General features: G+C 69.6%; 19 protein-coding genes. 6 read left to right on the plus strand and 13 right to left on the minus strand.

Going from position 1 to position 23,016, the window contains the following annotated elements; genetic code table 11:
• Nucleotides 1–410: 410 nt before the first annotated feature.
• From HMPREF3121_RS02895 to HMPREF3121_RS12085, 3 genes are all read right to left on the minus strand, one after another.
• The gene (locus tag HMPREF3121_RS02895) at nucleotides 411–2,090 is read right to left on the minus strand and encodes an AMP-binding protein (RefSeq protein ID WP_070519687.1); all 1,680 of its coding nucleotides are present in this window, start codon (nucleotides 2,088–2,090) and stop codon (nucleotides 411–413) included.
• Between the two features lie 418 nt (nucleotides 2,091–2,508).
• Complete coding sequence (locus tag HMPREF3121_RS02900) at nucleotides 2,509–4,635, minus strand: acyl-CoA dehydrogenase family protein (RefSeq protein ID WP_083291208.1); 2,127 nt, start codon at nucleotides 4,633–4,635, stop codon at nucleotides 2,509–2,511.
• A 9-nt stretch (nucleotides 4,636–4,644) separates the two neighbouring features.
• Nucleotides 4,645–5,574, minus strand: a complete 930-nt coding sequence (locus HMPREF3121_RS12085; protein ID WP_083291216.1) for an HNH endonuclease family protein — start codon at nucleotides 5,572–5,574, stop codon at nucleotides 4,645–4,647.
• Nucleotides 5,575–5,646: 72 nt separating this feature from the next.
• Between HMPREF3121_RS12085 and HMPREF3121_RS02910 the strand changes: the two genes are divergently transcribed.
• Nucleotides 5,647–5,967: a heavy metal-binding domain-containing protein gene (locus HMPREF3121_RS02910; RefSeq protein ID WP_070519740.1), complete on the plus strand. Its 321-nt coding sequence runs from the start codon at nucleotides 5,647–5,649 to the stop codon at nucleotides 5,965–5,967.
• Nucleotides 5,968–6,031: 64 nt separating this feature from the next.
• On the opposite strand, the gene HMPREF3121_RS02915 is transcribed toward HMPREF3121_RS02910, so the two are convergent.
• On the minus strand, nucleotides 6,032–8,689 hold the full coding sequence (locus tag HMPREF3121_RS02915; protein WP_070519689.1) for a multicopper oxidase domain-containing protein: 2,658 nt from the start codon (nucleotides 8,687–8,689) through the stop codon (nucleotides 6,032–6,034).
• Nucleotides 8,690–8,878: 189 nt separating this feature from the next.
• On the opposite strand from HMPREF3121_RS02915, the gene HMPREF3121_RS02920 reads away from it, so the two are divergent.
• Nucleotides 8,879–9,829 (plus strand): glycosyltransferase family 2 protein, encoded by a 951-nt coding sequence (locus HMPREF3121_RS02920; protein ID WP_070519691.1) that lies wholly within the window; start codon nucleotides 8,879–8,881, stop codon nucleotides 9,827–9,829.
• 45 nt (nucleotides 9,830–9,874) lie between these two features.
• On the opposite strand, the gene HMPREF3121_RS02925 is transcribed toward HMPREF3121_RS02920, so the two are convergent.
• The 6 genes from HMPREF3121_RS02925 to HMPREF3121_RS02950 form a co-directional block, all read right to left on the minus strand.
• Entirely contained in the window at nucleotides 9,875–10,465 is a 591-nt protein-coding gene (locus HMPREF3121_RS02925) for a nodulation S family protein (protein ID WP_246816049.1), read from the minus strand.
• Between the two features lie 125 nt (nucleotides 10,466–10,590).
• Nucleotides 10,591–11,337 (minus strand): PIG-L deacetylase family protein, encoded by a 747-nt coding sequence (locus HMPREF3121_RS02930; RefSeq protein WP_070519693.1) that lies wholly within the window; start codon nucleotides 11,335–11,337, stop codon nucleotides 10,591–10,593.
• Nucleotides 11,334–12,212, minus strand: a complete 879-nt coding sequence (locus HMPREF3121_RS12550; RefSeq protein ID WP_083291218.1) for an acyl-CoA dehydrogenase family protein — start codon at nucleotides 12,210–12,212, stop codon at nucleotides 11,334–11,336. Before HMPREF3121_RS12550 ends, HMPREF3121_RS02930 begins: the two co-directional genes overlap by 4 nt.
• On the minus strand, nucleotides 12,209–14,428 hold the full coding sequence (locus tag HMPREF3121_RS12555; RefSeq protein WP_371327309.1) for a catalase: 2,220 nt from the start codon (nucleotides 14,426–14,428) through the stop codon (nucleotides 12,209–12,211). Before HMPREF3121_RS12555 ends, HMPREF3121_RS12550 begins: the two co-directional genes overlap by 4 nt.
• A gap of 183 nt (nucleotides 14,429–14,611) precedes the next feature.
• Nucleotides 14,612–15,034, minus strand: coding sequence for an HPP family protein (locus HMPREF3121_RS02945; protein WP_224370950.1), 423 nt, complete (start codon nucleotides 15,032–15,034; stop codon nucleotides 14,612–14,614).
• Nucleotides 15,035–15,158: 124 nt separating this feature from the next.
• Complete coding sequence (locus HMPREF3121_RS02950) at nucleotides 15,159–16,436, minus strand: ROK family protein (protein ID WP_168161355.1); 1,278 nt, start codon at nucleotides 16,434–16,436, stop codon at nucleotides 15,159–15,161.
• A gap of 187 nt (nucleotides 16,437–16,623) precedes the next feature.
• On the opposite strand from HMPREF3121_RS02950, the gene HMPREF3121_RS02955 reads away from it, so the two are divergent.
• A complete protein-coding gene (locus HMPREF3121_RS02955) occupies nucleotides 16,624–16,923 on the plus strand; it encodes an RNA-binding S4 domain-containing protein (RefSeq protein ID WP_070519697.1) in 300 nt (99 codons plus the stop codon).
• A gap of 31 nt (nucleotides 16,924–16,954) precedes the next feature.
• Here the strand turns inward: HMPREF3121_RS02955 and HMPREF3121_RS12090 are convergent, their stop codons facing one another.
• Nucleotides 16,955–17,935: an Abi family protein gene (locus tag HMPREF3121_RS12090; protein WP_168161356.1), complete on the minus strand. Its 981-nt coding sequence runs from the start codon at nucleotides 17,933–17,935 to the stop codon at nucleotides 16,955–16,957.
• Nucleotides 17,936–18,288: 353 nt separating this feature from the next.
• On the opposite strand from HMPREF3121_RS12090, the gene HMPREF3121_RS02970 reads away from it, so the two are divergent.
• Nucleotides 18,289–19,155, plus strand: coding sequence for a VOC family protein (locus tag HMPREF3121_RS02970; RefSeq protein ID WP_070519749.1), 867 nt, complete (start codon nucleotides 18,289–18,291; stop codon nucleotides 19,153–19,155).
• A gap of 89 nt (nucleotides 19,156–19,244) precedes the next feature.
• Here the strand turns inward: HMPREF3121_RS02970 and HMPREF3121_RS02975 are convergent, their stop codons facing one another.
• Complete coding sequence (locus HMPREF3121_RS02975) at nucleotides 19,245–20,561, minus strand: isocitrate/isopropylmalate family dehydrogenase (RefSeq protein WP_083291219.1); 1,317 nt, start codon at nucleotides 20,559–20,561, stop codon at nucleotides 19,245–19,247.
• 89 nt (nucleotides 20,562–20,650) lie between these two features.
• Entirely contained in the window at nucleotides 20,651–21,238 is a 588-nt protein-coding gene (locus HMPREF3121_RS02980) for a hypothetical protein (RefSeq protein WP_070519702.1), read from the minus strand.
• 189 nt (nucleotides 21,239–21,427) lie between these two features.
• On the opposite strand from HMPREF3121_RS02980, the gene HMPREF3121_RS02985 reads away from it, so the two are divergent.
• Nucleotides 21,428–22,510, plus strand: a complete 1,083-nt coding sequence (locus HMPREF3121_RS02985; protein WP_070519704.1) for a heme/hemin ABC transporter substrate-binding protein — start codon at nucleotides 21,428–21,430, stop codon at nucleotides 22,508–22,510.
• On the plus strand, nucleotides 22,507–23,016 hold a 510-nt coding region (locus tag HMPREF3121_RS02990), incomplete at its 3' end, for an iron chelate uptake ABC transporter family permease subunit (protein ID WP_141742945.1). The genes HMPREF3121_RS02985 and HMPREF3121_RS02990, both read left to right, overlap by 4 nt.

A 23,016-nucleotide genomic window follows, 5' to 3' on the forward strand; every position in this document is an offset into this window, starting at 1 on the left:
CGGCGACCCGGCGGATGGAGACCGCGTGAGAAGCAGCCGGAAGGAGCGCGCCCGGGTGGCTGGAGACCCGATGGAGGCGTCTGGAAGCACCTGAATACGACAAATGCAGCCTCACGCCGGGTGAACGCCGGTATAACCCCAGGACGAGAAATCCAGAGGCTGCATTTGTCGACTAACTGCTGTGTGCCGGTAGATTGCGAACGTTTCCTACCGGGCCATCACCACATCCGGCGATAGCAACGGTCAGGCAGAAGAAAGGGCAGGCAGTCCCTGCGAAAAAGAGGGAAGGCCCCCACCTGCAAAAACAGGTGAGGGCCATTGCGGACCAGCAGGACATTGAACCCGCCTCGGGCGCTGCCCGACGGCGCGCCCCGGCGGTCGGCGTCGGCCAACCCACCGGGGCACGACGGCTAGTTCTGGTCCGGGACCGGCAGCAGACGCGGCACGACCTTACCGGTGGCGTTGCGGGGCAGGTCGTCGACGAAGTGGATGTGCTCCGGCACCGAGTGCTCGGCGAGGTTGTCGCGGACGATCTGGCGCATCTCGTCCGGATTCAGCGCCTCGCCGGCCTGGTTCTTCTTGCGGATGACGAACGTGTGCAGCTCGGCCAGCAGCGTCTTGGTGTTGTTCACGCCGACGGTGTGCAGGTCCTCGACGCCATCGAGGGCACCGAGCACCTCGTCGACCTCGCGGGGGAAGGTGTTCTCGCCGCCCTTGATCACCATGTCGTCGGAACGGCCGCAGACGTAGAGGAAGCCGTCCTCGTCGATGCGGCCCAGGTCGCCGATCTCCAGCAGGCCGTCGAAGGTGCGGAACTTGTCGCGGCCCGCCGCCAGGTAGCCGGTGAACGACAGCTCCTGCGCGGTGTGGATGCGGCCGACCTCGCCGGGGGCGACCTCGTTGTCGTCGTCGTCGAGAATGAGCACGCGGGCACCGATGGCCGGGCGGCCGGCGGAATCAGGGCGCTCCGCCAGCTCGGGGCCGGTGGCGATGGACGTCAGGCCGGCCTCGGTCGAGCCGTAGAAGTTGCAGACCACCGGGCCGAAACGCTCGGTCAAAGCCGTCACCAGCCACGCCGGGATGGCGTTGCCGGAGGAGATCATGAACTCGAACGGGCCCGGGTTCGGGCGCGGGTTCTCCTCCAGGTGGTCGTTGAGGATGCGCAGGAAGATCGCCGCCGACACCAGGCCGTTGACGCCGTACTTGTCGAACAGCTCCAGCGCCTTCTTCGGCTCGAACTGGCGCTGGGTGACCAGCGTCGCACCGGTGGCCATGGCGATGATGACGTTCGCCCAACCCCAGGCGTGGAACATCGAGGCGGACTGGTGGATGACCATGTTGCGGCGCCACGGAATGCGGTCCGTGATGGCGCCGAGGGTCGCCGGGGTCTTCGGCTCGTTGCGCAGAACGCCCTTCGGAATGCCGGTGGTGCCGGAGGACATGATGATGATGCGGCCCTGCTCGGGGCGCTCCTCCAGTTCGGAGGTGCCGTCGGCGTCGATGAGGTCCTGCATGAACACGTAGTTGTCGGGCAGCTCCGGCCGGTTGTCCGGGTCGGAGACGTGCGTGACGACGATGGTGCAGTCGCCGATGTCCTCCGGCACGCGATCGAGGAACTCCTCGTCGATGAAGAGGTAGTCGGTCTTGGTCTCGTTGAGCAGGCCGGAGATCTGGTGGGCGGACGAGCCGATGTTCATGATCATGATCTCGGCGCCGAGGAGGCCCTTGACGGCCATGGGCAGGATGATGCCGCGGCCGTTGCGGGCGACGATGCCGAAGCGGGAGTGCGAGCCCATGCCGCGGTCCTTCAGGGCGCGGGCCAGCGCCCACGCCTGGTCGCGCAGCTCGCCGTAGGTCAGCTCACCCTGGTCGTCGACGAGCGCGAGGCGATCCGGGTAGCGGTGGGCGCTCATGGTGATCAGGCCGCCGACGGCGAAACCCCACCGCTTGATGCAGTTGACGCAGAAAGGCACCTGCTTGGGCGTCATGTACAGCGCACCCGACTTGATCAGGGGCCGCAGAGACTTCGCGATCGCCTGCAGCTTGAACGGCAGCGGCAGGCGGGGCGAGGCGTTGATTTCGGCGGTCATGGTCTCTGTTCCTCCAGTGGGGTTTGCGGGCTGGTCGCTTCGCCGGGGAAACGGCGTTGGTCAGCGGGGCGCGCGGGCGCCATCTAGTTAGTGAGTCAAACTAATACGGGTCCGGAGGGATCCGCAATAAGTGGCGCGGCACACACACGTGCTACAGGGGTCATCGGTTTGTGGACCGGAATGTTACGCCCCGGTCACGGAACGGGTGCGATTAGGGTCGGATTTGGGTAACTCTGGCCCCATTCGTCACTTGGGTTGCAGCCTAACGCACGACGGCACATCGGGCGACGGTTGGCCGAAAAATTCCGTTCCCCAACCGAAGTGATCTCGGCTCCCCGTGGACCATTTCCGCTTTACGACGAACCCACCCCCGGGCGGTTCGCTCCGGGGGTGGGACAGGCCGTGATCGGGGACGACGCTAGCGGGGGTCGACTCCGGCGTCGTCGAGCATCGGCACGGCCACCAGGGCATCGGGGATGGCGAAAGCGTCGACGAGAACATCCGCCCACGGACCCAACGAGTCGACGAGATCGTTGATCGCCGCGCGCACCGCCTTGGTCCGCTGGCCGTTGAGCACGTTCTGCTCCTGGTACCACCCCGAGTGGGCGTTGATGGTCGACAACGCGAACAGCGTACGGACCTGCTCGAACACGTCCTTCACCGGCGAGCCGTCGTCAAGCGAGGCCTCCGCCTCGACCAACGCTTCCAGGAGCATCGAGTCGACGCGCGCCCACCCGCAGGCGATCAGGTGATCCTGGGCGGCGTCGACGGCCTCGACCGCGTCCTCGACGTCCATCTTCTTCGCGCCGCTCAAACGACGCGCCAGGGACTTCAACAGGCTCGACTCGCGATCCCCGAAAAGCTTCACCTGGTAGCCGGCGTCGAAGATGTCGGTCTCCTCGCGATCGGTGACCCGATCCATCAGCGACTGCACCGAACGGGCGATCGGCGTGCGCCGGCGCAGGATGTCGCCGACGTTCTCCACTCCGAACCGCAACATGCCCATCGGATCGAGATCGGATAGGCCGCGGGCGTACGCCGTGATCAGCTCCTTGCCCACCATCTGGATCAGCACCGTGTTGTCGCCCTCGAACGTGGTGAACACGTCCGAATCGTCCTTGAACACGGTCAGCAGATTCTCCGCCATGTACCCGGCGCCGCCGCACGCCTCGCGGCACTCCTGGATGGTGTCCGTGGCATGACGGGTGGCGGCGGCCTTCACCGCGGCGGCCCGCGACTCCGTCTCCCGCTGCTTCCACTGCTGCTCGTCGGTGGGCTCGGCGACGTCCCACTCGCCGGCGGCGATGAGCTTCTCCTGGGCGTCGAGACGCTCGATGATCTGGTTCTGCAGCAACGCCAATGCGTAGGAACGGCTCAGCCGCGGCAGCAGACGCAGCCGGTGCGAACGGTGCTCGATGAGGCGCTTCTCCTGGTCCGGCACCCCCTCGAACTGGCGGCGACGGGTGGCGTAACGCAGCGCGATGGTCAGCGACGAACGCGTCGCCGCACCAGCCGCCGCACCGACGGAAACCCGGCCCCGGATCAAGGTGCCCAACATGGTGAAGAAACGACGGTTCCGGGATTCGATCGGCGACGAGTAATTGCCGCGCTCGTCGACGTCGCCGAAGCGGTTGAGCAGGTTCTCGCGCGGCACCCGGACGTTGTCGAACATCAGGGTGCCGTTGTCCACGCCGGGCAGGCCGCCCTTGTAGCCGTGGTCGCCGATGGTCACCCCCGGCATCGGGTTGCCGTCCTCGTCGCGGATGGGCACGAGGATGCAGTGCACGCCGTGCGACTCCGCTGGATCGTGGTTGGCGTCGGTGGCGCTGCCCGGGGTGTGCAGCTGCGCGAACACCGCCGCCATGCGGCCGTGGCGGGCGGCGTTGCCGATGTAGGTCTTCTCCGCCGACAAGCCGGGGGAGTGGACGACGAATTCGTCGGTCTCGGCGTCGTAGGTGGCGGTGGTCTCCAGGTTCTGCACGTCGGAGCCGTGGCCGCGCTCGGTCATGGCGAAGCAGCCGAGCAGGTCCAGGTCGATGATCCGCGGCACGAGGTGCATGTGGCGCTCGCTGCCGAGGGCTTCCACGGCGCCGCCGAACAGGCCCCACTGCACGCCGGATTTCACCATCATTCCCAGGTCGGCGTGGCCGACCAGCTCCATGCCGGTCAGCGCCGCCCCGAGTTCGCCGGTGCCGCCGTGGGCTTTGCTGAACACGCCCTTCGGCATGCCGGTGTCGCGCAAACGCTCGAGGCGGTCGAGGATCGAATCGCGGGCCTCGTCGAGCGGCAGGCCGATCTGCGGGCGGAAGAACTCGTCGTCGAGCATGGCGCGGACGCGTTCGCGTTCTTCGGCGTACGCGCCGTCGAGGATCTTCTGCAGTTCCTTCGCCACGGCGGGGTCGGCGGTGGCGGGCAGTTTCGCGGGGCCCTTGCCGACGGTGTCGGGTTTGTCCTTTTTATCTTTGGTCTTGTCTTCGTCGGTGCCGTTTACGGCGACGTCGTCGCCGTGCTTCGAGGGTCGGATGGCGTCGTCGGTGGTGTCCATGGCACCACGTTACCGGCGCTCGGCGATCGTGCCCTCCACCAGCGCGGCCAGCGCGTCATCGTCGACCGGTTCGCAGGTGCCCAGCCACCGGTCCAGCGCATCCCGTTCGGCCGGCGTCACCCACAGTCCGTAGCGGTGCTTCACGGCGATTTGCCGCGCCACGTATTGGCAGCGGAACGCAGAATTCGGCGGCAGCCATGTCGCGGCGTCGCCGTCGCCCTTGCGTTGGTTGGAGGGCCCGTCGACGGCGAGGAGGTTCAGCGGGTCGTTGGCGAATGCCCGCCGCGCATCCTCGTCGAGCCCCTGCGCGCCCTTCTGCCATGCGTCCGACATGGCCACGATGTGGTCGATCTGCACGGCGCTCGACGTCGCCGATCCGCGTTGGAACGGGATCGTCGCGCCGGTGAACGGGTCGTGCAGCGTGCCGGACAGTGCCACGCAGTCGTTGGTGTTCGGTTTGATCACCACGTCGACGAGGTCGCGCCGCAGGATGTCGTTGCGCGTGTCGCACCCGTTGTGTCCCAGCGTCACCGGCACGTCGTCGGACCAGCGCTGTCCGAACAGGTCCCGGTCGTAGCCGGTTTTCGGTGCGCGTCCCTTGACGGCGAGGGCGTCCAGTTGCGCGCGGATGTCGGCCAGCGGCCCCGCTTCAGTGCTTGACGACGCCTCGTCGTCTCCGCCATCCGCCCCGTCATCGGGTGCGGCGTCCGGGTCGAGCGGCGTGGGATCGGCCGGTGCGGGATCGACCGGGGTGGATTCGGCCGACGTGGGGGCGTCCGCGTCCACGGCGGACGATGATGATGGGCCGAGAAGCTCCGACGTCGACGTCGTCAAGCCATCGTCGTCGACCACCGAACAACCCGAAAGGACCACGCCCGCCGCGAGCACGGCGACGGCCGCCCGGCGTGGGCCGGCGAAAAAGCGGGAACGAGACGACATGTCGCGACCATAGGACATCGCCCGGATCGCATGGCGCGCGGGCGGCCGAACATCGCACGTATGCTCGGCGCCATGATCATGACCACCACCCCCACCATCGAAGGCCGTCAGATCGCCCACTACATCCGCATCGTCTCCTCCGAGGCGATCTCCGGCGTCAACATGTTCAAGGACATCGGCGCCGGCTTCCGCAACCTCGTCGGCGGCCGCGCCGAAACCTACGAAAAGGAACTCGGCAACACCCGCGAAACCGCCCTGGCCGAGCTCTACGAACGCGCCCAGGCGCTCGGCGCCGATGCCGTCGTCGGCGTCGACATCGACTACGAAGTCCTCGGCACCGACAACGGCATGCTCATGGTCACCGCCTCCGGCACCGCCGTGAAACTGGCGTAACTCCCGGGCTCGGGTCCCGGCGCATCGGGTCCCGGTCGTGCGGGGCCCGGCCGCTGCTCCACGATCACTCCACGATGACGTGGCCCCGCGCGCCCATTTCCGCGTGCACCATCTGATGGTCGACGAAGGTGTACGTGCCCGGCTCGGGGAACCGCGCCTCCACGTACCCGCCCTGCGCCGCGCCGAGGAACAGCGCCTGGCCCCCGCCGGCGCCGTCGTCAAGCGTGAGCGCACCCTCCTTGTACATGCGGTGGAACTGCGTGCCCACGATGTGGAAGCTCATGCCCTTGTTCGGGCCCGCGACGAGCAGCCAGAACCGCACTGACTCGCCGGCGCGGACGCGGATGGGGTGCGCGAGGTACTGGTCGGGGTAGCCGTTGAAACGGTACGCATCCGGGGTTTCCGCCATGACCTTGTCGGCGTCGGGACCGGCCTCGCCCCAATACGCCTCGGACTGGACCAGCAGCACCTCGTGGTCGACCTCGGGCAGGCCCGGCGGGTCGATGATCACCGCCCCGTGCATGCCCGCGGCGATGTGGTGGCTCATGGGCATGGTCGCGCAGTGGTACAGCCAAATGCCGGCGTGCTCGGCGCGGAACCGATACTCCAGGCGCTCACCGGGCGCGATGTCGCGCATCGGCTCGTCGGGCGACACCATGCCCGCGTGGAAGTCCACGGAGTGGGACATCGATCCGTCGTTGATCAGCGTGACGACGAACTCGTCGCCGACCTTGCCCCGCAACGTCGGGCCGAGCGGAGCGCCGTTGAAGACCCAATGCTCCTGCTCGATCCCCGGCGCCGCGTAGCCGGTGAATTCGCTGGCCCGCAACGTGATCTCATGGACGTCCGTGTCGGGTGCGGCGTCGAGAATCGGGTCGATGGTCGGGGAGTCGGGCCCGGGGGTTGCGCCGACCCCGCCGAGGGCGCCGGGGGTCGCGTGGCCGGGGGCCGTGCCCGTGTGGGATTCGTCGGCGGAGCCCCCCGCGGAGCCACCCGCATCGACGACCAACGTCATGCCCATCTGCCGGTGGCCAGCAATGGTGCACCAACCGTCGACGTCACCGGGCACGACCGGAAGCTCGATGGTCGCGGATTCGCCCGGGGCGACGCGGCCCGTGTCCTGGCCGGTGGCCAACCGCAGGTCGTGGACCTGGGTGTCGGCGTTGACCATGGTGATCACCAGTCGGTCACCGGGATTGGCTTCGATGACGTCGGGTTCGTAGGCCATGTCGCGGGCGGTGACGGTGATTTCGACGGTCTCCCCGGTCGGCGTGACGTCCGCGGCCGCGGTGATCCCGCCGGAACCGCCCGCGCCACCGGACAGGGCGACGCTGACGGTGGTGACCAGCGCCAGCACCGCCAGTGCCGCCGTGGTCTGCGTTCCGAGGCGGCGGGAACCGGTCGACCGTTCGGTCGCGACGAAGGTGGAGGAGGTCTTGGCGACGCCGCCGGCCGCGGCCGTGTCACGCCGGATCAGTTCAATGGGCTCGCCACGGGTCGTGCGGGCTTTCAATGCCGTGAACTGCGCCTTCGTCGCCCGGGCGACGAGCGGCAGGTAAGACGCGAACGCGACACCGACGAGCAGCGAAAGAGCCACCTTCGTCCACGACGGCAGCGGCATCAGCCACAGGGCCAGACCGCCGTTGATGATCGCCCACCGGAACGCGCCCGCGCGGTCCATCTCGGCCATGCCGGCGCCGACCGGGCCGGAGCCGCCGCCGATGGTGGCGGGCAGGAGCTGGCTCATCACGCCGATGAGCAGCTGTGCGCCGAATCCGATGAGCAGGGGCAGGGTCAGCGCCGAGATGACGAACCCGTCGTCGAGGGCCATCACCGACGCGACGATGAGCGTGCCGATCAGCCACGCGACCGCCGCGGCCACCGACAGCGCCGGGTACGACAGCCGATCACGAGGGTCCTTCGCCACGGCGATGACGTTGTGCGCCCACGGCACGGCGGCGATGATCCACCCGGCGGCGACGATCGCCAAACCCGCCGACGCGGCCCAATTCACCTCGGTCAGCGCTCCCACGGTGGTCACCGCAATGCCCGTCACCTGCGTCAACAGCGACGCCTTCGGGTGGGAGTGCGGTGACATCCGGGTGCGCCACAGCCCCGGAAACATGGTGATCAGCGTGCCCGACGCCGCCAGGCCCAGGAAGCCGATGAGGTTCACGGCCTCGTGGGCGAGCAGCAGGCCGTCGTGAAGCGAATGGCCGGCGGGCGTCGCCAGCAGTGCGCCGAACGCCGCGCCGACCGGCAGCAGGCACGCCGATGCGACGTAATGCGCGACGGAGACGGCGAACGGGCGCTCGCGGCCGGCGGCGAGATCCCGCCCCAGCGACACCGCATGCCACGCCACCGCAAGCCCGATGACCGCCGCGCCGCCGACGGTCACCGGCCACCAATCACCGAGCTTGCCCGCGATGGTGACCACGATGCCGCCGTTGAGCAGATAAATCCGCGCAAGTTGGACGCGCCGGGCCTCCTCCGGGACGTCGACGCGCAGCAGCCTTTCGGTGAAATGCCGGCCCCACACGAGGATCGAGTTGGTCACCGCTCCAAGCGTGAACAGGTGGACCATCAGCCAACGGCCCTCGGCGAGGAAGGGGTGGATCATCGCGGCGACGATGATCGCCGCAAACCACCACCGCACCGGTCGACCCGCCTTGCGATGCCAGGAGACGCGGGTGGGGCGGGAGTTTTTCGGGCGCGGCGACATGCCTCAAATAATACGCAACAAAGATGCGGAATAAAATGTTTGCGATCACGCGAGGCCGGTCGTGCGGGACGCGGCGTGGAGGGCGACGGGCGATCGCCTGTCAGTCGGAGTGAAGTATATTTACCTGGATAACGGGGATCGGCCCCGGACCGGCTGCGAAGGGGGGATTCGGTGGGCACGATGGGGCACATGGGCGAGATGGCCGCGACGATCGGGCGGACTGTCGTCGTCATTCCCGCCCACGACGAGCGCGACCGCATCGCGGCCTGCGTCGGTTCCGTCATTGACGCCGCCCGGGCGACGGGCCTGCCCACGGAGATCCGCGTCGTCCTCGACGCCTGCACGGACGGCACCGCCGAGATGATTCCGGCGGGGTCGGGGGAGGTGGGCGTCGTCAAGCGGGTCATCGACGCCCGCAATGTCGGGGTCGCCCGCGCGACCGGCGTGGACCCGCGCGACCTGCGCGCCGACGTGTGGCTCGCGCACACCGACGCGGACACGATCGTCGACGCGGGGTGGCTCGCGGCGCAGCTGGCGCACGTGGACGTCGGGGCGGACGCGGTGGTCGGCACCATCGGCGTCGCCGACTGGGAACAGCGGCCCGGCCCGGTGCGACCGCTGTTCGAGAAGCTCTATCAGGATGAGCCCGGGCACGGCCACGTGCACGGCGCCAACCTGGGGGTTCGCGGATCGGCGTACGGGCGCGTCGGCGGATTCCGGCCGCTGGCGGAGTCTGAGGACGTCGATCTGGTCGCCCGCCTCGTCGAATCCGGCGCACGCGTGGCGCGGGTGTCCGACTGCCGCGTGGTCACCTCGGCGCGGGTGTCGCGGCGCACCGGCGGCGGGATGTCGGGGTACCTCGACGCGCTGTACGTCGACGGGGCGCCGACGGTTGCGCGGGAGTCGGCCCCAGCGTTGCGCGGGGTGATGGGCATGGACCGCGCGTCGGTGCGCGTCGCGGCGGAACGGCGCCTCAGCGTGACGGCGATGGCCGAACGTTACGACGGCGTGTACCGTCGCATCGTCGACGAGTTCCGCGACCGCCACGGCCGCTGGCCCATGGAGGGCTGGCTGCGGCGGTTCGAGGAGATGGGCCTCGTGCGCCGCGACGGCGGCGACTGGGTGCGCGCCGGCGGCTGAGCCCCGCGCTCCCTCAGGAACGGTCCGGGGCGGGGCCGAATTGCGTCAGCGCAGGCGCCACACGTCGATGCGGAAGTCCGCCTCGGTCCACGATCCGATGACGTCGAGCCGCGCCATCTCCGCGAGGCGCTCGTGCACGCCGTCGCCGTCGAGCTCCATGCCCTCGATCGCGTGGCGCCAGTGCACCGCGACGACGTCCGCGCCCGGTTCCGCCTGGTCAAGCAGCTTGTCGACGGCCCCCTCCAGCCGATCCGCCGGAAGGTAGTAGAGGATCTCGGACAGGACGATGAGGTCGATCGGGGTGCCGGGCAGCGGCTCGGCCTCGCCGAGGATCGCGTCGCGGACGACGACGTGATCCGGGGTGCGGGCGTCGGCGGTGCGGCGGGGCGCGTCGATGGGCTCCCACGCTTCGATGGCGTCGCAACGGCCCGCGAGATCCGCGGTGAGCACCCCGATGGAGCAGCCCGGCTCGAGCGCTCGGCGGTACTGACGGTGGGGCAGGGCGGCGAGAGTCAGGTCGTACTTGCGGCGTTCGTAGGCGTTCGTCTCGAAGCCCCATGGGTCGGGGCCGTCGGCGTAGATGCCCTCGAAGTAGTCGCGGTTCATGTAGTCGCGGGTTGTGTTGTCCCTGCTCATGGCGTGAACACCCACTCGTCGCCGAGGAAGAATCGCTCGACCACCGCCGGCGGCAGGATCACGGTGGCGTCCGGGGCGTCGGATTGCGACGCCAGCTGCGAGGCGTGGGCGGCCAACGCTCGCCGCTAGTGGGCGAAGGCATCGGCGGTCATGTCTTCTGTGCGTGAGCCGCCCGCCGCCGTGCTTTCGGATCGCGGCATCGACACCCGACGCAGCCGCTCCCACGGCACGTCCGGGTCGCCGGGCCGCGCCCAGTGCCACATCCATACGGGGAACTCGAGCAGCGTCGCGCCTTCCCGCGCCGCGATCCAGCGCTGCACGGATTCCGCGCAGACGTGGTGGTCGGGGTGCCCGTCGCCGGACCACGTCACCGCCACCGTCGCGGGCGCTAATTCGTCGAGCACGGGATGCAGCGCGGCATCGACGTCCGCCGCGTTCAGGCCGCCGTCGGGCAGATCGAGCATCCGCAGGCCGATTCCGAGTTCCCGTGCGCCGTCCTCGCATTCCGCTTGACGACGGCCCCTCATCACTTCCGGGGCGACCTCCCCCGGGTGCGACGCAGAACCGTCGGAGACGCAGACGACGACGTCGAGTGGGTCTGGTGAGCCGAGGGAATCGGCAACGCCGGAAGAGTCGGGCAGGTGAGGGGAATCGGGGTAGCGCGAAGTTGAGCGCGCGGCTGAACGGGCGGCCATCGTCGCCCCGAGGCCGAGGACCTCGTCATCCGGGTGCGGGGTTACGACGACCAGGCGGCCGACGTCTAGCGCGATCGTCCGGACAGCGTGCTCGGCGAGCGCCTCGCACCACTGGTCGGCTGTGGTCACGCCGGCATCGTCGGTGGCCGCCAACCGGTGCCCGTTGGGGACGGTCACCGGTTAATGCTTCCGCCGTCGCGGCCTTCGCCGTTGCCGGAGGCTCGATCGTCGGCACCATTCGCGGCCTCATCGGCGGCCAGGCGAAGCTCACCGAGCCATTGTTCGTCGCGTTCGGCGTGGCACTGGCGCGTGTACACGGCGACGTCGGCGCACAACCGGTCCGCCATCGTCCGCACCCGAAGTGCGCGGATTCGCGCGGCATCGGCGTCACCGGGGTCCGCGTCGATCTCTTCCGCAGCGCCGATGATCATCCACCGGGCTGCGGACAACGCCGCGACCCCGACGCCCCCGTGCCAGAAGCCGGGGCGGTCGAGGTAATCGCGCGGACCGCCGACCGTGACCGCCGACACCTCGTCGAAGGACACCTCGCCGGTGGCCGTGTCCGCCATGCCCGCGTTGACCCACTTGTCCGCCGAACCGCCCACGCCGGGATGGCGCAGATCGACCGCGAACAGTCGGGGCGTGCCGTCGACACGGGCCGTGACCAGCGCATGCGTGCACCGGTCGACGCCCGAGCACCACGGCTTCACGCCCTCGAGGAGCCACCCGCCGGACTCGGAGTCGGCGGTGTCGGATTCGGCGGCATCTGCGCCGGCTCCATCCGAAACCGAGGGGTCGCGCCGGGCCTCCAGCACCGGGTTCGGGGGCTCGGCGGCCCACACGCCCCAGAACTCGCCGTCGGCGACGCGGCGGCCGTCGCCGATCTCGGCGAGGATCGCGTCGGCGTCATGGTCGGCCTCCGCCAACCGGCCCTCCGACACGTCCGCGCGGCAGCCCTCCCACAGGGCGAGGAACCGCGCGGCCGTGTCGCCGGAACCCGGCAACGGCAGGGTGGTGCGGGTCGAGCCGGGCAAGCGGATCGCGCTGGTCACGCGCGATCCCACACCCGGTGCTCTGGCATCAACTTCAGCAGCGCCTTCAACGCCTTGGCGCCGGAGTCGGCCAGGACGATGCCCGGGGCCTTCGAATCGACGTGACGCTCGACCAGCTTCCGGCCATCGCTGAACGCCGCGATGGCCTTCAGGTGGCGGAACGCCTCGCCGAGCAGCACCGCGATCTCCGGAGCGTCGAGATCGGCGGCCGCGATGACCGCGTCGAACTCGATGGAGCGGGTGTTGAAGGTGGTGCGCTGGACGGTGGCGCCGTCGCCCTTCTTCCCCAGGCGGCCGGCGTGGTCGGCGATGACCAGCGGCACCATGCCCGCCTCGTCGATGCCCTTGATGAGCTTGTCCAGGGCCTTCGCGTCGGTGGAGTCGTCGGCGATGATGCCCACCTGGCGCCCGTCCAGCGGGAACGCGCCGCGGATCTGCGACAACGCCGGAGAGGCGTCGGGCTCGGGCAGGTCCTTCACCGGCGCCGGCGCGGGCAGCCCCAGGCCGGCGGCCACGGACTCCGCCAACTCCTGGTCGATGTACGCCAGGACCTCGGCGACCACGCGGCGGCGGATGGTCTCGTCGAAGCACTTCGACAGTTCGAAGGTGTACGCGTCGACCATGTGGTCGCGCTCGACGGGCGTCAGCGACTTCCAGAACATCCGCGGCTGCGAGAAGTGGTCGTGGAAGCTCGCCGGCTTCTCGCGCGTCTTGATCGCCTCGGCGATCTCCTGCGGAACCTCGATGTACCCGCCGGCGGTCTCCGGATCGGCGAGGAACGGACAGCCGCCGTCGACCGAGTTCGGGTGGTACGCGCTCGCGCCGCCCGGCACCGCGTGCTGGCCGAAGCCGTCGCGCTGCATGTCGTTGACCGGGGCATGCGGCCGGTTGATGGGCAGCTGCGTGAAGTTCGGTCCGCCCAGGCGGTGCATCTGGGTGTCCTTGTAGGAGAACAGGCGGCCCTGCAGCAGCGGGTCGTTGGTCGTCTCGATGCCCGGGACCATGTTCGACGGGCAGAAACCGACCTGCTCGGTTTCGGCGAAGTAGTTCGTCGGGTTGGCGTTGAGCGTCATCGTGCCGATGATCTCCACCGGGGCGATCTCCTCGGGCACGAGCTTCGTCGGGTCGAGCAGATCGATGCCCTCGAAGGTCTCCTCGGCGTTGTCCGGGAACACCTGGACGCCCAGATCCCATTCGGGGAACGCGCCGGCTTCGATGGCGTCGGCGAGGTCACGGCGGTGCAGGTCGGGGTCGGCGCCGCCGGACAGCTGCGCCTCCTCCCACAGCTGGGAGTGGACGCCGAGCTTCGGCTTCCAGTGGAACTTCACCAGGGAAGTCTCGCCGGCGTCGTTGATCAGCCGGAACGTGTGGACGCCGAAGCCCTCCATCATGCGGTACGAGCGCGGGATGCCGCGGTCGGACATGTTGAACATGGTGTGGAAGGTCGCCTCGGTGTGCAGCGACACGAAATCCCAGAAGGTGTCGTGCGCGGACTGGGCCTGCGGAATCTCGCGGTCCATCTGCGGCTTCACGGAGTGGACGACGTCGGGGAACTTGATGCCGTCCTGAATGAAGAACACCGGGATGTTGTTGCCCACCAGGTCGTGGTTGCCTTCGTCGGTGTAGAACTTCACCGCGAAGCCGCGGGTGTCACGGGCGGTGTCGATCGAACCGCGGAAACCGGCGACCGTCGAAAAGCGGACGAACACCGGAGTTTCCACGCCCTCCTGCAGGAAGCCCGCACGGGTGATCTTCGCGGCTTTGCCGTTGGAGCGGAACACGCCGTGCGCGCCGGCGCCGCGGGCGTGGACGACGCGCTCCGGGATGCGTTCGCGGTCGAAGTGCTGCAGCTTCTCCTGGAAGTGGTGGTCTTGCAGCAGCACGGGGCCGCGGGGGCCGGCCTTGAGCGAGTGGTTCGTCTCGGCGCGGCGGACGCCCTGCGGAGTGGTCAGGTACTCGCCCTGCTGGGCGAAGTCTGTGCGGTCGGCGTGGACCGGGCAGCCGGTGGGCGTCGCGGGCTTCGGCGAGGTCTGGTCGTCCTTCGGCGGCAGTGGCGCGCGCGGGTCGGTGGGCTCTTCGTAGGCCACGGGCTCGGGGCCGGGGACGCCGGGGCGGACGTCGGCGGGGTCGTGCGCGACGTTCTTCGCCTTGGTCGCCTTCGCCTTGGCGGACTTGGCCTTGCTCTTGGTCTGCTTCTTGTCGCTGCTTGCGGACACGGCGATCACCGTCGCTTCCGAATTCGGGGCTGGTTGGGAGGCCGCCCCGTCAACCGTGGGTGAACGGGGGTTACGGCCTGTGGGCGCCAGCATAGCCCGCATCACGTGTTCGGGTGGGAAACCTCCATTGACGCCCGCGGGACCTTTGCTTTACGACGCCGACGCGATCCGTCGTCCGCCTCCTCACCACCAGTAGGCGGGGTACCGCAGGCGGCGGATGCGGTTGGCCACGAGACCCGCCGCGACGACCAGCGCGGCCGACGCGATGAGCACGGGCAGGAACCGCAGCGGGTGCTCCGGGGGCATCGTGACCAGCAACATCGCCGTCGCCGCCCCCGGGGAGTGGGCGCAGCGCAGGACGAGCATTGCGCCGAACGAGAGACCGGCCGCCAGGCCGCCGACCAGGATGGATCCGCCGAACCAGATGGCCAGCGCCAGTCCGATGAGCCCGCCGATGAAGTGGCCGAGGATGACGTTGCGCGGCTGCGCCAGCGGCAGGTCGGGGCCGCCGACGATGAGCGCGGCGGTGGCGGCCATCGGCGGGGTGAGCAGCGCCAGGTGCGTGGCGTCGGCGACGGCGCCGAGGATGAGCAGGGGAATGGTCACCGCGAGGGTGGCGGCGAGTATGTGCGGCAGCGGCGGCCGCGGTGGCGCCTGGCCGGACAGTGCCGCGAAGGCCCCGGCGATGCGATTGATCCGTGGCCGGGCCGCCGGTTTCCCCTCGCGCGACTCAGGCAAGGCTCAACGGGTCCGAGTGCAGCGGGTCCAGCGCCACGGCGCGGGCGGCATCGCGGGTGATGGTGCCGCGGGCGCGGGACACCCGAATGTCGCGTCGGACGGGGGAGACGTCCGCGATGGTGCGTGCGGCGACGCGCAGCCCCGCCGCATCATCGGTGAACGCCGCACCAGCCAGGATGACGTGCGCGGGATCGACGATGTCGGCGACGTTGGCCACCGCCAACCCCAGGATCCGCGCACGCTCGTCGAGGATCGCCCGGGCAGTCGAGTTCGTCTGCGCCGCGCCGATGAGGTCGGCCATGGACTCGGCGCGGACCCCGTGATCGCGGGCGGCGGCGAGCACGCCCGTGGCGCCGACGGCATCCTTCAGGGTTTCCCCGCCCAGCAGGTCGCTGTCCGGGGCCCGCAGGTGGCTGATCGACCCATCGCCGTGGACCGGACGGTGCACCGCCCCGTCGACGGTCCACGCCACGCCGATGAGTTCGCGGGCGTAGAAGTACAGCGACGTCGGCAAACGCTCGCCGTCGGCGCGCAACGGAGTCGCGGCCAACTCGGACGCGGCCATCGCCGCCACGTCGGGGGCGGCCAGGGCGGGCAGTCCGAGGCCGTCGGAAAGCATGCCGACCAAATCCGTCCGCCCCCAGCCGTACGAGCGGGAGGTGACCGTGCCATCGGCGGCGACGTGGCCCGACAGTGCGGCGCCGACCGTGCGCAGCGGACGCGCGATGCCGGTGCGCAGGCGATGGATGCCCGCGATGATCGAGTCGATCGCCTCCTCTGCGGCGACGGCGTCGAGCGGCAGGTCCAGGTCGGTTTCACGCAACACGCGGCCGACGGTGTCGAAGATCGCGATGTGCGTCGTGCGCAGTCCCATGTGCGCGCCCACGTGCAGCCACCGCGACTTCGCCGGGGCCAGCGGGATGCGCGGGCGGCCGGCGCCAGTGCCCGTGATCAAGTCGGGGCGTTCCTCGATGAGGCCGACGTCGAGAAGCGCCGTCACCCCGCGTGCCACGGTCGGCTGCGACAGGCCCGTCGACGCCGCCAGCTCCGGACGGGTGATCGGCCACTGCAGGCGAATCTGATGGTGCAGGCGCGCGGCGGGGGAGGAGGGCAAGCGAAATGCGGCCGTCGGGGCGATGGCAGGGGTCGGGGAGGATGCGGTCGCCGTGGCTCCGGCCGTCGCGGTTGCCGGAGCGCCCACGCGGCCGCCGGGCGCGGGCGTGGCGTCGGCGGTGCGGGCTGCGAGGGGCGCGGAGAGGGCGGCTGACATGAACCTCATCATGGAATAGACCGAACGGTCTGTCAATTTTCCTGCCGTAATCGACGCGCGGAACTGCGCATTTGGAAGCGGGGGGCGAGGAGGTGTGGCGACGCGAACAGGGTGGTCTACTTTTTGTTGGGCCGGTGTGGCGTCGACTCCTCGGCAGCCGGTGATGCCCGTGTGTCATGCTGAGCCCATGGAGCCTTTTGACGTAGCGATTCGCGACGAGTCCATCCGCCTCGGCCAGTTTCTGAAGCTGGCCAACCTCGTCGAGACCGGCGGCCTGGCCAAGGAAGTCATCGCCGAAGGTCAGGTCCAGGTCAACGGGGACGTCGACATTCGCCGCGGTCGTCAGCTGCGGGCCGGAGACGTCGTGACCGTCGCAGGCGTCTCCGCCCGCGTCGCCCGCGCCGAAGACGTCGACGACGACTACTTCGACGAGGCCACCGCCGACGACGACTTCGACCCGGAAAAGTGGCGCAACGTCCAGTTCTAGTACGCGGGCGGTCGAATGCCGGTCGTGCGGCTTAGCTGACCCGCCACAACGCTTCTCGGTTCCAGCCCGGCGTGAAACCCATCTCGGTTTCGGGCGTGAATCCGCTTCCGGCGGGGAACTTCTTCATCAACGTCGTCAACTCACTGGCGAAACGCGAGTTCGGGTTGATGCGCCGGACGAGGTAGCCCGTGATTGCGACCAGAAAGTAGATCTTGTTCGGATCGGCGCCTTGCAGGTGGTGGAGCTCGGAGTCGACCATTGTGATGTTGATCTTCTTCGGCGGGTAGATGGTGCTGCGATTCCAGACGCGAGCATTGTGGGCGCAATGATTTCGGAGGGTGTTCAAAGCCTTGAACCAGCCCCGCAGGATCTGCTGGTTCTTGACGCCGTAATGGGTCGACAGTCGACGTGAGTCTTCGGGCTTCATCAGCTTGAAGAGGCTGACGAGGCTTCCCATCGTCATGAACTCGGTAGCGGCCCAAAGCGGGACCTCACCGCCATACTTGGCGTTGAAATGGGCCACGAAATCTTCCTTCTTCGCCTTTTGCTGCAATGAATCGTACTCATCGCGCCAGTACTCGTACTGGGTGCGGGATTCACCGGGGATCGTGGTCAAACGCCTGCACTCATCTTCGTTGAGATGCCGGATATCGAGATGGGCGAATGGGCTTCTCTTTCCCACGTGGTAGGCAACCTGAGTCCGGAGACTGACTTCGATTTCCTGGATCGTGGAAAGCAGCAGACGTCGCAGCTTGTGATCGAAATCGTGGAGGGCGACCGCGTCGGCGAAGCGCGACCCCGGGCGGAAGCGGTCCTGCCGACGAGGCCGGCCTGTGTTTGCGTCCGTCTGCGGGGCAATCTCGCGCATGGGGTACGTGTAGGCGGAGAGCCGGTAATACCCGATTCTCTTCAGTTGTCGGACCGCATCGTTACGGTTTTCTATGGTGAGGCCCCGGTCCGCGAGCAAGCCGACTTGCTCTTCATAGTTCAAGTGCTTCTTCGTGTACTGCACCGTGCCCCCGCCTGAAGATGAAAACCGACCCATCGCTGCAGGTGGCGCAAGCCGGTTGCAGTGAGCGGGGTCGGTGTTTATGGCTTGACCATACCTGAGAGCAAGGATCGTGCACAGGTGGACTCGCCGGGTGAGGGGGTCCGGGCGGGGAAGAGGAGATCGGATGTCCGTCAAAATTGGAGGCGGAGCACGCGAGTGACATCGATCGGCATTCGAAAAAAATTGGGGTGGGTCACGCGCCACGCGGGCCGTCGTCAAGCAAGCGCCGCCGGGCACCCGGAATCGCTCCGGTACCATGTCCCGACGTGCGCGAACCCCGCGCAGAAGTACGAGCATCACCCGTGGAGGACCTCATGCCCGCTTTCCCCGCCGAGTTCGGAATGCCCGTCCGCGTCGACCTGGTGTCCAGCGCGCCCCGCAAGTCGGAGCGTTTCTACCGTGAGCTCATGGGGTGGGAGTTCCTGGCCTCGGGCGAGGGCGAAGGCCGCCGCGTGGCCAAGCTGATGGGCATGCCCGTGTCGGTCCTCTTCGCCGCCGATGAGCGGGACGGTTCCGCCGCGTCATCGGCCACCGCCGACCAGTGGCGCGTGAACTTCCACGTCGATGACGTCGCCGGCGTCGTGGCGAAGGCCCGCGAGCTGGGTGCGGACGTGGCGCGCGAGCCGGTGGCGCTCGTCGACGGCGGTGCGATGGCGGTCATCGTCGACCCGGCCGGCGCGCTGGTGGGTCTGCTGGAGCAGCCCGGCGAGCAGGCGTTCGTCGCCGCCGGCGAGCCCGGCGCCCCCGTGTGGTTCGAGCTGGTCGCCGGCGACGTCGCCGACTTCGATGACGTCGTGGCCTTCTACCACGAGCTTTTCGGCTGGGACATTGCCGTGCGCGCCCGCACCGAGCAGGGCGTGTACGCCGTCGCGATGGAGGGCGGGGCACCTTTCGCCGGTCTCGTCGCCGGGCCGCAGGTCGCCGGCCCCGAGCAGGAGGGTTCCTTCATCGGGTGGTTGGCGTACCTGGGCGTGGAGAACATCGGCCGCGCCGTCATGCGCACCCAGGAGCTCGGCGGCGAGGTGATCGTGCCGGTGCAGGACACCGAGTTCGGGCCGCTGGCGACCATCGCCGACCCGTCGGGTGCGACGACGGTGCTGTGCGAGGTGCCGCTGCCGCCGGAGGACGACGCCCGCGAGTCGGATCCGCTGCAGAACATCGATCTCAGCCAGTTCCAGTAGGCCCGCACGCGCCCGATCCGAATGCGCCGCCGCACCCGTAGCACCGGGTGGGGCGGCGCCTTCCGTTCATGTGGGGCTGTTTGGTTGCTTTACGACGTCAGCCGGGCGGCCACGTCGCCCGCGAACCCGGAGGTGGTGTTCGTGCCGCCGAGGTCGGGCGTCGGGTTGGTTTTCAGCGTGGCAATGACCGCCGCCCGCAGGCGAGTCGCCCGGTGGCGAAGGTCGTTGGCCGCGTCGTCGCTGTGATCGTGGTCGTCGCTCCGGTGCGCGAGATGGTCGGCGCACATCGCGGCCGACAGCAGGAACGCCGCCGGGTTGGCGACGCCGCGGCCCGCGATGTCGGGCGCCGACCCGTGGACGGGTTCGAACACGGCGCGGTCGGCGCCGATGTTGCCCGACGACGGCAGCCCGAGCCCGCCCATCAGCCCGGCGCCCAGGTCGGAGAGCATGTCGCCGAGGAGGTTTTCGGCGGCGATGACGTCGAAACTGCGCGGCTGTGTGACCATTCGCATGGCCACCGCGTCGGCGTTGGCGATGTCGAAGTCCACGTCGGGGAATTCGGCGGCGACCTCTTCGACGGCGTCGCGGATGATCGCCCCGGATTCGCGCAGGATGTTTGGCTTGTCGGCCACGGTCACCAGCCGCAGCGACGGGTCGGCGGCCCGCCCGGTCAGTGTCGCCGCGGTGCGCAGCAGGCGCCGCCACGCGAAACCGGTGGTCACGCGCAATGCGACGGCGGTGTCCTCCGGGGTCGAGCGGGCCACCGTCGGGTCGTGCGCCACCGCCTCCCAGATCCCCGCCATCGCCGGATCCGCGGCAGAGGTGGAATCGCGTCCGGTGGCGCCGCGCATCGAGAAGTCGTGCGAGTAGAGCCCCTCGGTGTTTTCGCGGACGACGGTGAAACCGAAACGCGGCTCGGACGATGGGGCGGATGATGGGCCGGACACCGTCGAGGGTGACGCGGATGCGGCGGCGTGCGATGTCCGCGTCGGCTCGTCGTGAAGCACATCCTCCACCGGACGCACGTTGGCGAACAGGTCCAGCCGCTGGCGCAGCTGCAGCACCGGCGAACGGTAGGTCAGGCCGGTGCCGCGCAGGTCGGCGGCGAGTTCCGCCTCCGCCTCCCGAGCCGGCTTCGAGGTGATCGCGGCCATCAGCGCGGCATCCGAGGACTCCAACGCCCGCCACGTCTGCGGCGGGACCGGATCACCGCCGGTGCGCCAACACTCCCAGCCGATCGGGGCGTCGGTGAAGTCCCAGGTGGGAAACGCCGTTGCAAGAACCGGACGGCAGGCGTCGACGATCTCCGGGCCGATGCCGTCTCCGGGCAACAACACGATGCGGTGGCGGCCGGGACGAGTCGCGGCCGCGGGGGTTTCGGCGTCTGAATCGGCGGTGGTGCTCATGACGCCGAGCATAGGAGCGCCGACGCGTCGAGGCGCCGACGCGGGAGTCCGGGGCATCGGCGCAACAACGCGGGCGCTGCGAGGCGGGGTTACGGCGCGAAGGTCACCGGCACGTCGACGATGTCCTCGAAACCCTCCGAGTGATCGCCGAAGACCTTCAGGGTGCAGGAATCCGTGCGGCAATCGACGCCCTCGCCGGCGGCCATGGCCGTCAACGTCACGGACGCCTCTCCGTTTTCCGGCACCGGCTGCGTTCCGCCGCGGTTGGACAGCCACGCCTGAGTGCCCGGCACCGTGCGGTCGCCGGTGCACGCCGGGGCCGGCGAACCCTCGGGGCGATCGCCGCAGATGCCCAGGTAGTAGCCGCCGTAGGCCGGGTTGAGGCCGGACAGCGTGACGGTGATCTCCGAACCGTCGGCGATGTCCTCGGCGGGGGAGACCTTCACGGTGACGCCGTTGGCGCTGACCTCGGCTTCGGTGGCGCCGGCGGTTTCGGTGGCGGCCTCGGCCGTGTCGGTGGTCGAGGTGGTCGTGCCGTCGGCGGGGGCGTCGGCCGCGTCGGTGTCCGCGTCGCCGCCGGAGCAGGCGGCGAGCAGCGCGACGGCCGCGATGGTCGGGGCGGCGAGCATGGTGCGGCGTGCACGGGCGGCGCGGGCGGTGGCGGCGGTGTGCTTCATGAAAGTGCTCCTCGATGCAGTGTCCGGTCCGCTGCGGGACCGGTCCGGGTCGTCGGTGTCGCTGTGCGCGGTCGCTTTGACCGCCAAGTGATGGCCGATGCTAACATCCAGCGGCAAGGCAGGCCTAACTAAGCATAGGCTATGCGAAACCTAAGCGATTTGTCTCCGCCAACACCGAACAGGAGCCACATGCCGACGTCATTGACCAGGCGACCCGGCGCCATCGCCACCGTTCTTCTGTGCGTGGTGTTCATCGCCGGCCTCGCGGGATGCGCGGGTCCGAACGCGGGAGGGAACGCGGGCTCCGGCGCGGGGGAATCGGCCTCCGCGTCCGCCGGCGCCGATTCCCCGGCCCCCGCCGGCCATGTTTCGGCGCAGCTGCCGCCCGAGGCGCCGGAGGTTCTCCTCGACGACCCGCGCCCGACGCTGCCGGTCACCGTCGACTGGGACGGCACGCCGGTGGAGGTCACGTCCGCGGATCGGATCCTCACCCTCGACCGTGCGGGCGCGCTGTCGCGCATGGTGTGGGCGCTGGGACTGGGCGACCGTCTGGTCGGCCGCGACACCGCCACCGATTTCCCGGGTGCTGCGGACCTGCCGCAGGTCACTCCGGGCGGTCACACGATCAACGCGGAGTCGATCCTCAGACTGCGCCCGGACGTGATCCTCACCGATGGTTCGATAGGCCCGTCCCGGGTGCTGGACACGGTTGCCGCCGCGGGCATCGCCGTCGTCCGCATGCCCGACCAGCGCACGCCCGACACCATCGCGCAGTTGGCCGAGCAGGTCGCCACATCGGTGGGCCTGGGCGAGCACGGCGAAGAGGTCGGGGCGGCGATCGTCGGCAAGCTCGACGCCGCCACCCGCGCCGCCCGCGACCGCGCCGACGGCCGGCGCATGATGCTGCTCTACCTGCGCGGCACCACCGTCGCGATGATCGCGGGTCCGAACTCCGGCGCGTCGTCGCTCATCGAGCGACTCGGCGGCGTCGATGCGGCCGACGGCCTGGGCTTGGACGCCGCATTCACCCCGCTGACGCCGGAGGCGCTGGTCAAGGCCGCGCCGGACACGGTGATCGTCATGAGCGACGGCCTCGAATCCATCGGCGGCCCCGACGGCCTGAACTCGTTGCAGGGCATGGCGCAAACCCCCGCCGGCGCAAACGGCAGCGTCATCGACGTCCCCGACTCGCAGCTGCTGTCCTTCGGCCCCAACACCCCGCGCGTGATCGAGGCGATGGCCGACGCGCTCTACGGAAAGGCCGACTCATGACCACAGTGGTGCCCCACTCCGTCGGCGGCCGCGCCACCGGCTCCGGCGGCCGCGCCTCCGCTTCCGTCTCGGCCTCCAATGCCGCTTCACGGCACCCCGCCGACCCCGCGGCAGACGCCGACCCCGTGGCGGCCGCCACCGAGCACGATCGCATCGACGCGGCCGCCCGGGCCAGGCGCCGCCGGGCCGTCATCGTCCACGTCGTCCTCGCGGTGGCGCTGGTGGCCACGGTCCTGTGGTCGGCGACGGTCGGCCAGTACGGCACCGGCGTGGCCGACTCGCTGAAGTCGATCGTCGGCGCCGGCGGGGAGGCCGGCGTGGTGATGTGGCAGGTTCGCCTGCCGCGCATCGCCTTGGCGCTGTTCGTCGGCGCGGGGCTGGCCATCGCCGGCGTGGCGCTGCAGGCGGTGTTCGGCAATCCGCTGGCCGAGCCGGGCCTGGTCGGCGTGTCCTCCGGCGCCACCGTCGGGGCCGCCGCGGTGACCGTCGCCGGCGGTGCCGCGCTG

It is taken from the genome of Corynebacterium sp. HMSC11E11, from assembly GCF_001807025.1.
Taxonomy (GTDB): Bacteria; Actinomycetota; Actinomycetes; order Mycobacteriales; family Mycobacteriaceae; genus Corynebacterium; species Corynebacterium freneyi.